General features: G+C 77.0%; 13 protein-coding genes and 1 pseudogene. 6 read left to right on the forward strand and 8 right to left on the reverse strand.

Going from position 1 to position 15,358, the window contains the following annotated elements; all coding sequences use genetic code 11:
* A pseudogene (locus KK617_RS16785) lies at nt 1-490 on the forward strand (hypothetical protein); the annotation flags it as partial.
* Nucleotides 491-588: 98 nt separating this feature from the next.
* On the opposite strand, the gene KK617_RS16790 reads toward KK617_RS16785, so the two are convergent.
* The 6 genes from KK617_RS16790 to KK617_RS16815 all read right to left on the reverse strand — a co-directional run bounded on the left by KK617_RS16790 (nt 589) and on the right by KK617_RS16815 (nt 6,050).
* On the reverse strand, nt 589-1,035 hold the full coding sequence (locus KK617_RS16790) for a DUF3040 domain-containing protein (RefSeq protein ID WP_277501306.1): 447 nt from the start codon (nt 1,033-1,035) through the stop codon (nt 589-591).
* 247 nt (nt 1,036-1,282) lie between these two features.
* A complete protein-coding gene (dinB, locus tag KK617_RS16795; RefSeq protein WP_277501307.1) occupies nt 1,283-2,506 on the reverse strand; it encodes a DNA polymerase IV in 1,224 nt (407 codons plus the stop codon).
* A 24-nt stretch (nt 2,507-2,530) separates the two neighbouring features.
* Nucleotides 2,531-3,271 carry a methyltransferase domain-containing protein gene (locus KK617_RS16800; protein ID WP_277501308.1) on the reverse strand — a complete coding sequence of 247 codons (741 nt, stop codon included), beginning with the start codon at nt 3,269-3,271 and terminating at the stop codon, nt 2,531-2,533.
* Nucleotides 3,272-3,436: 165 nt separating this feature from the next.
* Entirely contained in the window at nt 3,437-4,696 is a 1,260-nt protein-coding gene (locus tag KK617_RS16805) for an endonuclease (protein WP_277501309.1), read from the reverse strand.
* A 184-nt stretch (nt 4,697-4,880) separates the two neighbouring features.
* Nucleotides 4,881-5,354, reverse strand: coding sequence for an SAV_6107 family HEPN domain-containing protein (locus KK617_RS16810; protein ID WP_277501310.1), 474 nt, complete (start codon nt 5,352-5,354; stop codon nt 4,881-4,883).
* Between the two features lie 135 nt (nt 5,355-5,489).
* Nucleotides 5,490-6,050 (reverse strand): hypothetical protein, encoded by a 561-nt coding sequence (locus KK617_RS16815; RefSeq protein ID WP_277501311.1) that lies wholly within the window; start codon nt 6,048-6,050, stop codon nt 5,490-5,492.
* A gap of 223 nt (nt 6,051-6,273) precedes the next feature.
* Here KK617_RS16815 and KK617_RS16820 point away from each other — a divergent pair, with 223 nt between their 5' ends.
* Complete coding sequence (locus tag KK617_RS16820) at nt 6,274-7,590, forward strand: NAD(P)/FAD-dependent oxidoreductase (RefSeq protein ID WP_277501312.1); 1,317 nt, start codon at nt 6,274-6,276, stop codon at nt 7,588-7,590.
* A gap of 39 nt (nt 7,591-7,629) precedes the next feature.
* Here KK617_RS16820 and metF read toward each other — a convergent pair whose 3' ends face one another.
* Nucleotides 7,630-8,559 (reverse strand): methylenetetrahydrofolate reductase [NAD(P)H], encoded by a 930-nt coding sequence (gene metF, locus KK617_RS16825; RefSeq protein ID WP_277501313.1) that lies wholly within the window; start codon nt 8,557-8,559, stop codon nt 7,630-7,632.
* Between the two features lie 109 nt (nt 8,560-8,668).
* On the opposite strand from metF, the gene KK617_RS16830 reads away from it, so the two are divergent.
* Together KK617_RS16830 and KK617_RS16835 are read left to right on the forward strand one after the other, a co-directional pair.
* Complete coding sequence (locus tag KK617_RS16830) at nt 8,669-10,309, forward strand: ABC-F family ATP-binding cassette domain-containing protein (RefSeq protein ID WP_277501314.1); 1,641 nt, start codon at nt 8,669-8,671, stop codon at nt 10,307-10,309.
* A 63-nt stretch (nt 10,310-10,372) separates the two neighbouring features.
* Entirely contained in the window at nt 10,373-11,491 is a 1,119-nt protein-coding gene (locus tag KK617_RS16835) for a polyprenyl synthetase family protein (protein ID WP_277501315.1), read from the forward strand.
* A gap of 30 nt (nt 11,492-11,521) precedes the next feature.
* On the opposite strand, the gene KK617_RS16840 is transcribed toward KK617_RS16835, so the two are convergent.
* On the reverse strand, nt 11,522-11,917 hold the full coding sequence (locus KK617_RS16840; protein WP_277501316.1) for an Rv2175c family DNA-binding protein: 396 nt from the start codon (nt 11,915-11,917) through the stop codon (nt 11,522-11,524).
* 136 nt (nt 11,918-12,053) lie between these two features.
* Here KK617_RS16840 and KK617_RS16845 point away from each other — a divergent pair, with 136 nt between their 5' ends.
* Nucleotides 12,054-14,291, forward strand: a complete 2,238-nt coding sequence (locus KK617_RS16845; protein ID WP_277501317.1) for a Stk1 family PASTA domain-containing Ser/Thr kinase — start codon at nt 12,054-12,056, stop codon at nt 14,289-14,291.
* A 22-nt stretch (nt 14,292-14,313) separates the two neighbouring features.
* Entirely contained in the window at nt 14,314-15,231 is a 918-nt protein-coding gene (locus tag KK617_RS16850) for a deoxyribonuclease IV (protein WP_277501318.1), read from the forward strand.
* Nucleotides 15,232-15,358 lie beyond the last annotated feature (127 nt).

Here is a 15,358-nt window from a genome sequence, read left to right on the forward strand (position 1 = left end):
CCGCCGGCGCGCGGACCGGTACGCCCGGGACGGCGCCGAGGGCGCCTGGGCGGAGCTGCGGGCCGGGCTGCTCGACCACGGCGTGCCGTGGCCGGCGGGCCTCACCCCGGCGGCCACGACGCGGGCGCTGGTGGCCGACTGGGAGCGGGACCTCGAGGCCGGCGACCGCCCCGACGCCCGACCCGGCGCCCGACCCGGCGCCATCGTCCCCGACGACGCGCTGCGCGACCTCGAACGACTCGTGACCGCCGTCGAGCGCGAGCGCTACGCACCGGCGTCGGCGTCAGCGTCGGCGGCGTCCGCAGCGTCGGGGACGGCCGACGGGCTCGCGGCAGCAGCGCGACGGGTGGTGGCGGCCCGCTGCGCCGGCACCGGCCGGGTACGACGCGCGCTCGCCACCTGGTGGCCCGCCTCCGTGCTGCGCCGGGAGCCGGTGACCCGCACCGCGGGGGCCGAGGACGACGAGCGGGCGCGGGCCGCGGCGCGCTGAGGCCGACGGGCCGCGACACCGCCCGGGAACGACGACGGGCCGTGCGAGGAGTCGCACGGCCCGGTCGGGTGCACGGGCCGACGGCCCGTGGGGTGGGGTCAGTAACCGCCGCCCTCACGACGGCGGCGCCAGCGCTCCTCGAGGCGCTCCATGAACGAGCCGTCGTGGCGCTGGCCACCCCGCTGGCCGCCGCGCTGACGGCGGGGGCGGCGGCCGCCCTCGATGAGCGTGAGGCCGGCGGTCGGGTCCGCCGCGGTCTCGGCGGTCGCCGGGACGGCGCGCGAGCGGGCCGCGGTCAGGCCGAACACGGCCGAGCCGAGCATGACGAGGAAGCCGATGATGCTGACGGGCTCGACCCGGGCGACGACGCCCGTCATGAGGAGCGCGACACCGCCCAGGAACAGCACGCCCGCGGCGATCGCCCGCTTGCGCGCGGTGCTGCGCATGCGGCTCCCCTGCAGGGTCGACGCGAACTTCGGATCCTCCGCGAGCAGGGCACGCTCCATCTGCTCCAGCATCCGCAGCTCTTCCTCTGAGAGCGGCACGTTTCCTCCCGTGGCTGCAAGCGACGACGATCGTTGCGTTCCTGCCGGCGACGGACCTCCCGACCAGGACGGTCGGGGCGAGACACGGACGCCACCAGCGATTCTAGGCAGCAGGTGGTGAGCGCGGTAGCCGGACCCGGCGAATTGGTGCCCGCCCGTCCGTGCGGACCCCACCCCGGCCCCACCCCGGCCCCACCCCGGCCTCACCCCAGGCCCACCCCAGGCTCACCCCGGCCTCACCCCAGGCTCACACCGACCGTTCACCGCCCCGCAGCAGGGTCGCCGGGGCGACCACCGAGCGGCCGAAGCGCGCCCGCAGCTCGTCGACCGCGCGGTCGGCGTCCCCCCACCCGTGCTCGGGCTCGCCGAGGCGCAGCTGCTCGCCCTGCCCGGCGTCCACCAGCTCCGTGACCCGCACGCCGAGGAGCCGCACCGGCCGGGCGTGCCGCGACCGGCCCCGCTCGGCGTCGTGCAGCGCGACGACGGCCTCGTAGACCTCGCGGGTGGTCGTCGTGGGCTCGACGAGGGTCCGCGAGCGCGACACCGTCGTGAAGTCCGGGTAGCGCAGCCGCAGGCCCACGGTGCGCGCCGCCAGGCCGGCCCGCCGGAGCCGGCTCGTGACCTCGACGGTCAGCCGCAGGACCTCGGCCAGCACGACGTCGCGCTCGCCGAGGTCGCGCCCCAGCGTGCGGTCGGCGCCGATGGAGCGGGGCCGCTCGCGCCGCACGAACCCCGGGGAGGCCCGGGCGGTGTCGACCCCCCGCACGAGGGCGTGCACGTGGCGCCCCGCGGCGTCGCCCAGCCGCGAGCGCAGGAGGTCGACGGAGGCGGCGCGCACGTCGCCGACCGTCTCGAGCCCGATCTGCGCCAGTCGCGCCCGCGTGGCGGGCCCCACGCCCCAGAGGTCACCGACGTCGAGCGGGTCGAGCACCTCCCGCACGCAGTCGGGGGCGATCACGGCCACCCCGTCCGGCTTCGCCCGCCGCGACGCGAGCTTGGCCACGGGCCGGGTCGCGGCGATGCCGACCGAGCACGTGATGCGCTGCTCGTCGCGCACCCGCTCGCGCAGCCGGCTCGCGAGCTCGAGCGGGGTCGCCGTACGGCGGGCGCCCCGGACGTCGAGGAAGGCCTCCTCCTGCGACAGGGGCTCGACGTGCGGCGTCACGGACTCGAAGAGCGCGAACACGGCGGTGGAGACCTCGGCGAAGGCGGCGAAGTCGGGGCGCACGACCACGAGGTCGGGGCACAGGCGCCGGGCGCGGGCCGTCGGCATCCCGGCGCCGACACCGCTGCGCCGGGCGGGGTACGTCGCGCACAGCACGACGCCGCGGTCTCCCCCGCCGGCCACCACGACGGGCGCGCGGCGCAGCTCGGGGTGGTCGCGGAGCACGACGGACGCGTAGAAGGCGTCCATGTCGACGTGGAGGATGCCGCACCCGTCGTCGTCGCCGGGCCGCGGCGCCGGCCTCACGCGCGCCCCCGCGCGCGGGCGGGCTCAGCGGCGGGCGAGCAGGTGCAGCTGCGTGGCGAGGGGTCGCAGCTCCTCGCGGGTCGCGACGGCGCGCTCCAGCTCGACCAACGCCTGGGCCGAACCGGGCTCCGCGTCGACGAGCGACCCGGGGACGAGGTCGGCGAAGACCCGCACGCCCTGGACCGTCTCGACGTGGAGGCCGGCGCCGGCCAGCGCCGTCTCGACCTCGGCGAGGGTGAAGCGGCGCCCCGCCCGGCCCTGCGGGGCGCGGGAGTCGAGGAGGTCGCGGGCCGCGGCGAAGTGCCCGGCCATGGCGCGGGCGACGACGGCGGCGAAGCGCTGGGCGACGAGCAGGCTGAGGTGGCCGCCGGGACGCAGGGACGAGGAGATGGCCTCGAGGGCGTCCGCCGGGTCCCCGACGACCTCCAGCACCCCGTGGCAGAGCACGAGGTCGACCGATCCGGGCGGCACGAGGGAGGCCAGGTCGTCGACGTCGCCCTGCTGCGCGGTGACGAGGTGGTCCACCCCGGCCTCCCGCGCGCGCCGGTCGAGCGAGGCGAGGGCGTCGGGGCTGGGGTCGACGACCGTGACGCGGTGGCCGCGCTCGGCGATGCGGACCGCGAACCCGCCGGTCCCTCCCCCGATGTCGACCACGGTGAGGTCGCCCTCGGCCAGGAGCGGGTCCAGCGCGTCCTGGACGACCGCCGTGCGCGCCGCCGCCCGTCGCTCGCCCGCGCGCTCTCCCACCGACCAGTCCGCCGCCATGGCGCCCACCCTAGAGGAGGCGCCCCGGGGGGACGGGGGCCCGCCGTCGCGCCGCGGCACCGGCCTGCCATCCGCCCACCTCCACCCGACGACACCTGGCCTGGATCGAACACCTGTTCGATCCAGGCCAGGTTAGGTGGTGGACGGCGCCGACGTCCAGACGCGTCAGCGCCAGATGGCGTCCGCCCAGGCCGGGTTGTCGACGAACGGGTTCCGGTTGCCCTGGAACTGGCTGTGGATGAGGTCGTTGCGGCGCCGCTCGAACGCGTCCGGCGGGTCCTCCGCGTTCCAGCGCAGCAGCACGGACAGGCGGCCCACGTTCGGCGCCGAGCCGTTCGCCACCCGGTCGTTCGCCTCGAGGTCGGCGAAGCCGTCGCCGCCCTCGTAGCGGACCGACATGTAGAGGATCATCCGGGCCACGTCGCCCTTCACCGCGTCACGCGGCTCCCACGAGTCGCCGTCGGCGTAGTTGCCCGGGGCCTCGCGGTTCGCCGTACCGCCCTCGTCGAAGTCGAGGTTGCCGCGGGCCGAGTTCACCGTGACGTCCTCGGGACGCAGGTGGTGCAGGTCGGTTCCCGGGCCGGCCGCGGTGCCGAAGTCGCCGTGGGACTGGGGCCAGACGTGCTCGCGGTTCCACTGGTCGGCCCCGCCACCGTTGTCGTTCTTCGGCAGGGACAGGCCGCTGTAGACGGCGACCACGTTCGCGGCGTTGCGGGGGTCCTGGTCGGTGACCTTGAGCGCCTCCCACACCTGGGCGTAGCTGAGGCGCCGCGCGTCGGTCGAGATGATCTCGTGCAGCTCGCGCTCGAGGGCGGCACCGGTGAGACCGGCCGTCCCGTCGTAGTAGCCGCCCGGCACCTGCGTGCCCGGGTCCGGCTCCGGGTCCGGCTCCGGGTCGGGCTCCGGGTCGGGGGTGGACGCGCCGGCCGGGGCGAACGCGGTGGCGGAGCGCAGCCCCGGGGCCGAGAAGTACGCCGACAGCGAGCCGGTGACGTCGACGGCGTCGCCGAGGAGGCCCGGGTTGCTGGCGAGGCCCCACTGCGCCCGGAACGCCGTCGGCACCTGCACGTAGAGCATCCGAGCCGGGTCGGTCTCCGCCGCCGTGTCGGCGAGTGCCAGGGCGTAGTCGTTGGGGAAGCCCGAGCGCACGACGGTGGTGGTCGACGTGGGCTGACCCACGACGTACCCCCGGACGGTCGCGGTGGAGCCGTCCTGGCGCAGACGCGCGTCCGCCACCCGCAGGGGGGTCGCGGCCGCGGTGGCCGCGAGTGCCGGCGCCGCAGCGGCCGGGGCCGCGGCGGGGACGACGGGCGCCGGGCTGCCGGCCGCGGGGCCGGCGAGGAGGGAGGGCGTCAGCGTCGTGCCGAGGCCGAGGGAGAGCACCAAGGCCGCCGCGCGGCGACGCTTCCCGAGAAGACGGTGCATGGAGGAGGCTCCGATCGTCGCGGTCCGCACCACGGACCGACGGGGACGGACCTGCGACCGCACGGGCGCAGGCCGGCTCCGGGTGGACCCCGGAGCCCGAGCGGCAGCCTAGGCGCGGACGCGGCCGCCGCGGCGGGCGCGACGACGGACGACGAGGTGACGATCCGGCAACGGATCGGTGCGCCTAGGCGACGACGGTGCGGCCCTCGCCGTCCGTCCACGCGTGCGGCAGCAGGCCGAGCGCCTGCTCGACCACCGCCAGGAAGCGGTCGGCCTCCTGCACGAGCTCGTCGGCCTGCTCGACCGAGACCGCCCGCCGGGAGCCGGCCTGCGCCGCGGCGTACGTCGCCGCCCCCGCGGAGAAGAAGGTCGCCCAGTCGGCGAGGTCGGGGGCGGCCTTGACCAGCAGCACCCAGGCGTTGCGCTCCTTGCGGCGCTGCGGCCCCGGCTGGGACCGCGCCGCGATCACGGCCGCGGCCGCACGCAGCGCGGCGACGTGCGCGAGCGCGTAGCGCGACGCGGGGTCGCCCTCCGCGATCGCCTCGCGCAGCGACGACGCCGAGCGCGTCAGGTAGGTGTGGGCGGCGGGCGGCAGCAGCACCGCCTCGCGGGTGGCGGGCCGCAGGGCCTCGGGACGTCCGTGCTCGGACGTGGCCATCGGTTCCTCCTGGGGGTCGACCGTCGCCGGTCGTTCGCCGGCGAGGACGACGCTAGGGGCGACCACCGACAGTTCCGCCCGGGGCGGCCCGACGAGGGCGCGAGGGGGGTGCGGAGGGGGGGGTGCGGTGACCCCTCAGTCCTCGTCGACCACGCGGGCCCAGTGCCCGTTGTGCGCGCTGCGGAAGTAGCCCGCGTGAGCGGGGTGCCACAGCAGGAGCAGCGTCAGGCCGTGCAGCGCGACGGAGGCGGCCGCGAGGACCATGATCACGAGGGGCACGCCCGGCGCGGTGCCGACCACGAGCTGCACCAGCGCGCTCACGGCGACCACGACGGTCATCGAGTAGAGCGCCCAGCGGGCACCGGCCCGCAGCATGGCGACGAGCACGAGGGCGAGCAGCACGAACGTCACGAACAGCGACAGCGCGACGGGGAAGAACGCCGGCGGCTCGACGGCCGACTCGGTGACCGCGGCGACGGTCTGCTGGGTGGACGCCGCCCGCGCGGTGATCCAGGCGTCGCGCAGGGCGTCCTGGAGGAAGTAGGTCACCGCGGTGGCGACCGCCATCACCACCATCTGGGCCAGCGCGGCCCGCAGGGCCAGCGTCACGGTGGGCGGGACGGGGAGGTCACCCCGGGGCTGCGTCGCCGTGGTGCCGTCGCCAGCGCCGCCGGTGGTCTCGCGTTCGACCGTCATGCCGTCCACCACTTCCCCGCTCCCCCTGGTCCGAACCCTGCGGCCCCACGACACGTCACGGCCGGGTCGCCGGTGGGCCATGCCGATGTTACCCAGACGTCACCCGGGTGGCCCGTCGCGACGTGTGGGCCGCACCACACGTCGTCGGGGCGGGGCCACGACCTACAGTGACGCGCGTGCCCGCACCGACCCCCCGCCCCGACCGTCCGCGCGAGCCGCGCCGGTGAGCCGGGTCGTCGTGGTCGGCGGCGGGTACGGCGGGATGGCGTCCGCCGCCCGGCTGGCCAAGCAGGGCCACGAGGTCGTGCTGCTCGAGGCGTCCGACCGGCTCGGCGGCGCGCTCGACCGCGTCGAGCGCGACGAGTTCGCCTGGCAGGCCGGCCCGAGCACCACGCTGCTGCCCGCCGTGGCCCGTGACCTCTTCCGCAAGTCGGGCCGCCCCCTCGACAAGGAGCTCGAGCTCGAGCACCACCCGCTGGTGCGCGAGCACCGCTTCGCCGACGGGTCCCGCCTGGTCCTGCCGAGCAGCTCGCGGGAGGCGCAGCTGACCGCCGTCGACGCGTTCTCCCCCGGCCTCGGCGAGGCCTGGCTGGCGCACGTGGCGGCGTACGCCGCCACGTGGGAGGTCCTGCGCCGGGAGTACCTCGAGCGGCCCTGGGACCCCGCCCTCGCCGACCGCGCCACGACCGGCCTGCTGCTGCCCCGCGAGACGCTCCACCGACGCCTGCGCCGCGTGCTGCCCGACCGGCGCCTGCGGGTCGCGGCGGCGTACCCCGCCGTGGCGGAGGGCCACGACCCGCGCCAGGTGCCCGCGTGGGTGGGGCTCACGGCGTACCTCGAGCAGCGGTTCGGGGTGTGGTCGGTGCCGGCCGCGGCGGGCGGTACGGCGGCCCTCGCCGACGCGCTGGTCCGGCGGCTGGCCACCCGCCGGGTCGCCGTCGAGCTCGCCACCCCCGTGCACGACGTCGTGGTGCGCGGCGGGCGGGCCGTGGCCGTCGCCACGGCCGGCGGTGAGGTCGCCGCCGACGTCGTCGTGTGCGCGATCGACCCGCGACGGCTGCCGGCCCTCGCGCGCCACGTCGCCCGGACCGTGCCGACCCTGCCCGCGCCGACCGCCCACCTCGGGCTCGAGGCCGACGGCCTGCCCGAGCTGGTGGCCGAGACCGTGCTGCACGGGAAGGACGCCACGCTCGGCGTCGTGCCGGGCGGCCGGGCGCCGGACGGCGCGCGGGCGTGGACGGTGCGCGGTCGCGGGCGCATCCACGACGACGTCGTCGAGGCGCTGGCACGGGAGGGGCTCGACCTGCGCAAGCGGGTCGTGCGACGGGTCGACGTCAGCCCCCGCGACCAGGTGACCCGGTGGGGCGGGTCCCCCTGGGGCGTGCAGTGGCAGGGCCGCGGCACCGTGCTGGCCCGGCTCGGTCCGCACACGCCGGTGGCCGGTGTTTACGCCGCCGGCGCCCACGCGACGCCCGGCGCCGGGCTGCCGTTCGTCGGACTGTCGGCCGCGCTGGTCGCCCAGGCCGTCGGCCCGGCCTGAGCGGCCAGAGCGGCCAGAGCCGCCGGCACCGCGCCGGCCTCAGGCCGTGATGCGCAGCGCCGCGAAGATCTCGCGCGTCGCCCGCGAGCGGTTGAGCGTGTAGAAGTGCAGGCCGGGCGCCCCGCCCGCGAGCAGCTCGTCGCACATCTCCGTCGCCACGTCGACGCCGATGCGGCGCACCTCGGCCGCGTCCGCGGCACCCTCGAAGCGGCGCAGCACCTCCGGCGGCACCTCGGCCCCCGACAGCTCGGCCATCCGCTTCACCGAGGTGAGGTTCGTGATCGGCATGATCCCCGGCAGGATCGGGATGTCGGCGCCCGCGGCGCTCGAGCGCTCCACGAGCGCGAAGTAGTCCGAGGCCCGGAAGAACAGCTGGGTGACGGCGAAGTCCGCCCCGGCGGCGGCCTTCGCGGCGAGCACCCGCGCGTCGTCGTCGACCGCGAGCGAGCCCGGGTGCTTCTCGGGGAACGCGGCGACGCCCACGCCGAGGCCGCCCAGCTCGTCGGCGAGCGACCGGGCGAGCTCGACCAGCTCGACGGCGTGCTCGAACCCGCCGGGCGTCGACGTCCACGGCGCCGTCGGCCCCTCGGCCGGGTCCCCGCGCAGCGCCAGCACGTCGTGCACCCCCGCGGCCGCGTAGGCCCGCAGCACGTCGACGAGCTCCTCGCGGGTGTGGCCGACGCACGTGAGGTGGCCCATCACGCGCAGGGAGGTCTCCCGGGCGATGCGCCCGGTCATCTCGATGGTGCGGTCGCGGGTGGTGCCGCCGGCGCCGTACGTCACGGACACGAACGTCGGCTGGTAGGGCTGCAGCTCGGTGAGCGCGGCCCACAGGGTCTCCTCGCCCGCGGCGTCCTTCGGCGGGAAGAACTCGAAGGAGAACGAGCGGTCGCCGCGCCGCACCAGCTCACCGATGGTCGGACGCTCCTCGCGCGGGGCGGGCGGCACGGACGGCTGCTCGGCGGTCATGGCGCGATCCTAGGTGCACGCCGGCCACCGGGCCGGGAGCAACCGCACCCTGGTCAACCCCCACCCGGTCGCGCGCCGGAGCGGCCCGGCACGCCCTAGGCTGCGCAGCGTGACGGCGACCCTCGTCGCGAAGGAGCTGGCCGGCGGCCACGGCCATCGCGTGCTCTTCGACTCCCTCGACCTCACCGTGGCGCCCGGCGACGTCGTCGGCGTCGTCGGAGCGAACGGGGCCGGCAAGTCGACCCTGCTGCGGCTCCTCGCCGGCGTGGACGAGCCGGTCGACGGCCACGTGCACCTCGCGCCCGCCGACGCGTTCGTCGGCTGGCTCCCGCAGGAGCACGACCGGGTCCCGGGCGAGACGGTCGCGGCGTACGTGGGACGTCGTACGGGCGCGACCGCCGCCACCGCCGCCATGGAGGCCGCGGCCGCCGACCTGGGGTCCGACGTGCCGGGCGCCGACGACGTCTACGCGGCGGCGTTCGACCGCTGGATGGCCAGCGGGGCCGCCGACCTCGAGGACCGGCTGCCGGCGGTGCTCGCCGACCTGGGCCTCGACGTCGGCGCCGACGCCCTGATGACGTCGCTGTCCGGCGGCCAGGCGGCCCGGGCGGCGCTCGCGGCGCTGCTGCTGAGCCGCTTCGACCTCCTGCTGCTCGACGAGCCGACCAACGACCTCGACCTCGACGGGCTGGAGCGGCTCGAGACCTTCGTCCGCGGGCTGCGCAGCGGGGTCGTGCTCGTCTCCCACGACCGGGAGTTCCTCGCCCGCTGCGTCACGCGGGTCGTCGAGCTCGACCTCGCCCAGCGGCAGGTGGCCGTGTACGACGGCGGCTACGAGGCCTACCTCGACGCCCGGGCCGTCGCACGCCGCCACGCGCGGGAGGCCTACGAGGAGTACGCCGACAAGCGCGACGACCTCGTCGCCCGGTCCCGCCAGGTGCGCGAGTGGAGCTCGCAGGGCGTGCGCAACGCGATGCGGAAGAGCCCCGACAACGACAAGGTGCGGCGCCGCGCGCAGACCGAGTCGTCGGAGAAGCAGGCGCAGAAGGTCCGGCAGATGGAGTCGCGGATCGCGCGACTGGCCGAGGTGGAGGAACCGCGCAAGGAGTGGGAGCTGCGGTTCGAGATCGCCGCCGCCCCCCGCTCCTCGACGGTCGTCGCCACCCTCGACGACGCCGTCGTGCGGCGCGGCGACTTCACCCTCGGGCCCGTCTCGCTCCAGGTCGAGGCCGGGGACCGCATCGGCATCACCGGCCCCAACGGCGCCGGCAAGTCCACGCTCCTCGCGCTGCTGCTCGGCCGGCTGGCTCCCGACGCGGGCCGCGCCTCGCAGGGTGTCTCCGTCGCCGTGGGCGAGATCGACCAGGGCCGCACCGGGCTCGCCGAGGACCGACCGCTCGGCACGGCGATGGAGCTCGCCCTGCCCGCCTGGACCTCCGCCGACGTCCGCACCCTGCTCGCGAAGTTCGGGCTCAAGGCCGACCAGGTGGCCTCGCTCGTCGGCCGGCTCTCGCCCGGGGAGCGCACGCGGGCGGCGATGGCGCTGCTGCAGGCCCGTGGCGTCAACCTGCTCGTGCTCGACGAGCCCACCAACCACCTGGACCTGCCCGCGATCGAGCAGCTCGAGCGGGCCCTCGCGTCGTACGACGGCGCCCTGCTGCTCGTCTCCCACGACCGCCGCCTGCTCTCCGCCGTCGACCTGGCCCAGCACTGGCACGTCGTCGACGGGCACGTGGAGCGCCAGCAGTGACGTCGCGCCCCGGCCGCGGCCCGGCCGCGGGCGGGCCTGTGCCCCCTGACTAGGCTCGCGGGCGTGGGATCAGACGAACACGCGGGCACCAGCGGCACGGGCACGAGCAGCCCCGGCACGACCGGCGGCGACACCCTCGCCACCCGCGTGGAGGAGGCCCTCACCGCCTTCCTCGACGGCCAGGCCGCGCAGCTGGCCCCCCTCGGCGACGACGCGGCCCGCCTCGTCGCCGCTGCCCGCACGACCGTCGCGGGCGGCAAGCGCCTGCGCGCCCGCTTCTGCTGGTGGGGCTACCACGCCGTGCACCCCCGCCCGACGCCCGAGCAGCAGGACGCGCTCGTGCGCGCCTGCGCCTCGCTCGAGCTGCTGCACGCGAGTGCGCTGGTGCACGACGACCTCATGGACGCCTCCGACACCCGCCGCGGCCGGCCCGCCACGCACAAGGCGTTCGAGGGCGAGCACCGCGCCGCGGGCTGGGACGGCGACCCCGAGCAGTACGGCGCCGCGGCCGCCATCCTCCTCGGCGACCTGCTGCTCAGCTGGTCCGACGAGCTCCTGCGCCGCTGCGGCCTCGGCCTCGCCGACGTCGGACCCGCGCTCGAGGTGCTCGACGTGTGCCGCACCGAGGTCATCGGGGGCCAGTTCCTCGACGTGTCCGTGCAGGCCCGCGCCACGGCGGACGCCGACCTGGCGATGACGGTGCTGCGCTACAAATCGGCGAAGTACTCCATCGAGCGCCCGCTCCACGTCGGCGCCGCGCTCGCCGGGGGGACGCCCGAGCAGCTCGCGGCCCTCAGCGGGTTCGGCCTGCCGCTCGGCGAGGCCTTCCAGCTGCGCGACGACCAGCTCGGCGTGTTCGGCGAGCCCGCGACGACCGGCAAGCCGGCCGGCGACGACCTCGTCGAGGGCAAGCGCACGGTGCTCGTCGCCCTCGCCCTGGAGGCGCTCGACGCCGACGACGCCGCGCGGCTCGACCGCTCCCTGGGTACGGCCCTCTCGCCCGCCGACGTCGACCGGCTGCGCGACCTCGTCGACGGCTCCGGCGCCCGCGCGCAGGTCGAGGAGCGCATCGACGCCCTGACGGGCCAGGCGCTCGCGGGGCTCGCCGCCGCCGACCTCGACCCCGAGGTCACGACGGCGCTGGAGCAGCTCGCGGCGGCCGCGACCCGCCGTACCTCCTGAGGCAGGCGCGGGCTCGGGGGACGCGCCGGGTCAGTGCATCGCCTGCGCGCGGCGCTTGACCTCCGACCCGCGGTTCTCGACGAGGGCGTCGATCGGGCGACCCGGCAGGTCGAGGTCGGTGTAGAGCCACTCGATGATCTCGCGGTGGTCGTAGCCGTGGTCGCTCAGCATCACCACGAGGCCGGGCAGGCCCTTCAGCAGCAGCCCGTCCTGGATGAAGGCGGCCGGTACCTGCTGGCCCGCGCCCGGCGACGGCACGGCGGCCGCCAGCTGGTTGTCGCGGATGAGCGTGCGCACGCGGGACACGGTCACCCCGAGGCGGCGGGCCGCCTCGGCCCAGTCGACCCACTCCTCCACGAGGGCGCCGAGATCCGCCTGGCCCGTCGGCTCGCCGGGCGTGGCCCCTGCCTGCGCACTGCTGTCCATGGGCGCCATGATCCCACCACCGGTGCGGAACACGCCGGGCCGGGCCCGGGACCGGTGCCGCGGGGCCCGCGGTCCGTATCCTGGCGGGAGCCGGCCCCGTCGTGGCACGAGGCCCCCGACCCGGAGGACGACCCACGTGCTGCCCGACGCCCACCCCACGCCCGCCGGCGGCGGACTGGTCGGACGTCTGCTCGACGGGCGCTACCGCGTCGGCCGCCTCGTCGCCCGCGGCGGCATGGCGAGCGTGCACGAGGCCCTCGACGTCCGCCTCGACCGCGTCGTCGCCGTCAAGGTCATGCACCCCGGCCTCGGCGACCCGATCACCGGCAACGACAGCTTCGCCGAGCGCTTCGTGCGCGAGGCCCGCGCCGCGGCGCGGCTGTCGCACCCCAACGTCGTCGCCGTCCACGACCAGGGCACCGACGACGGGATCGTCTTCCTCGTCATGGAGCTCGTGCCGGGCCGCACGCTGCGCGACGTCGTGCGCGAGCAGGCCCCGCTGGGCGCCGCCCGCGCGCTCGCGATCCTCGAGCCCGTCGTGGCCGCCGTCGGTGCGGCGCACCGGGCCGGCATCGTCCACCGCGACGTGAAGCCCGAGAACGTGCTCATCGCCGAGGACGGCCGCGTGAAGGTCGCCGACTTCGGGCTGGCCCGCGCGGTGGACGCCGAGACCCACCACACCACCACGGGCGGCGTGCTCATCGGCACCGTCTCCTACCTGGCCCCCGAGCTCGTGGTCGACGGCCGCAGCGACGAGCGCGCCGACGTCTACGCCCTCGGCGTCGTTCTCTACGAGCTGCTGACCGGGGAGAAGCCCCACCAGGGCGAGACCCCGATCCAGGTGGCCTACAAGCACGTGCACGCCGACGTCCCCCCGCCGTCGCGGCTGCAGCCGGGGCTGCCGGCGTACGTCGACGCGCTCGTCGCCCGTGCCACGGCCCGCGACCGCAGCCACCGCCCCGCCGACGCGACCGTCCTGGCCCACCACGTGCGCCGCGTCGCCCAGGCGCTCGCCGAGGGCGTGCGGCACGACGACGACCTCGTCGCCGACCTCCTCCCCCGCCGCACCGAGGCCGACCGGGGCGAGGACCGCCTCGACACCGAGGAGCTGGAGCGGCTCGAGGGCGACGGGTTCGTCGAGGCCGAGCTCTACCCCGTGCTCGCCCAGGCCTCCGGGGGTGCGGGCGCCGCCGCCCCGGCCGCCGAGCTGACCAGCCGCCTGCCGGTGCAGCCGGCCGCGCGGCGCGGCCTCCTGCCGGGCCGCCGCTCGACGCCGCCGTACCCCGACGACCGGCCCGCCGCGGACGACCCGGACGACGACCTCGCCGACCTGGGCGACGGGCTGGACGACCTCGACGACGACCTCGAGGGGGGCGACGACGAGGGGTACGACGGCCGGTACGACGGCCGGTACGACGGCGGGTACGGCGGCGGGCACGACGACGGCGCCGCCGACGCCCCGCGGCGACGTCGCCGCGCCCCGCTCCTGCTGGCGCTGCTCGTGGTGGTCGCGCTCCTCGCCACGCTGGCGTTCGCCTGGGCGCAGTGGCGCTCCGTGCCCACGCCGTACCTCCTCGACATGGACGAGGCGGCGGCGACCGCGGAGGCGGAGGCCGCCGGGTTCGAGGTGGAGGTCGGCGAGCCGGCGTACTCCGAGACGGTCGCGGCCGGTCGCGTGCTCGGCACCGACCCCGAGGGCGGGGCCGACGCGGCGCGCGGGTCCACCATCACCCTCGTGCTCTCGCTCGGCCCGGAGCGCTACACCGTGCCGGGTCTCGAGGGCCGCACCGCCGACGAGGCCCGGGCCGCGCTCGGCGACCTGACGCTCGACCTCGTCGAGGGCGAGCCGGCGTACTCCGAGACCGTGCCCGAGGGCAGCGTCGTGTCCACCGACCCGGCTGCGGGCACCGTCGTGCGCCCCGGGACCGACGTCACCGTCGTGCTCAGCGCGGGCCGGCGCCCCATCGAGGTCGAGGACTTCACGGGCCGCTCCGCCGACGAGGCACAGGGCGCGCTCACGACGGGCGACCCCGCCCTGGAGGGCGACGAGCTGCAGGTCTCCCGCAGCGAGGAGTTCTCCGACTCCGTCCCCGCCGGGCTCGTGATCCGCCAGGACCCCGCGGGCGGCACCCTCTTCCGCGGCGACACCGTGAACCTCGTGGTGTCGAAGGGGCCCGAGCTCGTCACGATCCCCGACGGCCTCGTGCGGATGCGGGTCCAGGACGCCCGCGCGCAGCTCGAGGCCCTCGGCCTCGTCGTGGAGGAGCGCGCGCTCGGCGGCAGCCTGCCCCAGCTCGGCTTCGTCGCCTGGTCGGACCCGGGCTCGGGCACCCAGGTGCGCCGCGGCACGACGGTGGTGCTCACCGTGCTGTAGCCGGCACCTAGAGTGGACCCTCGTGCGCAACCCCGTCGGCACCCACCTCCCCGTGGGCCGGAACCTCCGCGACGGAGCCCTCGCGTCGGCCCTCGAGCGGGGCTGCGAGGCGCTCCAGGTCTTCGTCGGCAACCCCCGCGGCTGGGCGCTGTCGGCCGGTGATCCCCGCATCGACGAGGCATTCGCGCAGGGCTGCCGGGACGCCGGCGTGCGGTCGTTCGTGCACACGCCGTACCTGGTGAACCTGGGCTCGCCCACCGCCGCCACCTACGAGCGCTCGGTCGCCGTCGTGGAGCACAACCTCGCCCGCGCGGCACGGATCGGCGCCGAGGGCGTCGTCGTGCACACCGGGTCGTTCGTCGAGGCCGACCCGGACCGGGCGCCCGAGCGGCACGCCGCGGCACTCCGCCAGGTCCGCGAGGGCCTGCTCCCCGTGCTCGACCGCCTCGGCGACGACGCACCCGCCCTCCTCCTCGAGCCCACCGCCGGCCAGGGCCGCTCGCTGTGCGCCGGCGTCGACGACCTCCCGGCGTACCTCGACGCGCTCGACCGGCACCCCGGGGTCGGCGTCTGCCTCGACACCTGCCACGTGTTCGCCGCCGGTGCGCCGCTGGACGAGCCGGGCGGCGCCACGGCGACCCTCGACCTCCTGGTCGAGCTGGCCGGGGAGGGCCGCCTGCGGCTCGTGCACGCCAACGACTCCCTCGACGTCCGCGGCTCCTTCCGCGACCGCCACGAGAAGATCGGCCAGGGGCACATCGGTGAGGACGCCTTCACCGAGCTGTTCGCGCACCCCGCGACGGCGGGCGTGCCGTTCGTGCTGGAGACGCCCGGCTCGCGCGACGCCGACGACCCCGACATCCCCCTGCTGAAGCGCCTGCGGGACGCGGCCGCCGCGCCCGCCGCCGCTGTGGCCGACCGGGCGGGAGCCACCCGGTGAGCGCGGGCGTGACCTGCGGGGGCTGCGGCTCCGCGCAGCGCGACGGCCGGTTCTGCGCCGCCTGCGGCCACCCCCTCCCCGCGGCGCCGGACGCCGACCGGCGCACCCCGTCGAGCCCGGCGCCCCC

The organism is Nocardioides sp. ChNu-99 (assembly GCF_029493445.1).
Taxonomy (GTDB): domain Bacteria; phylum Actinomycetota; class Actinomycetes; order Propionibacteriales; family Nocardioidaceae; genus Nocardioides.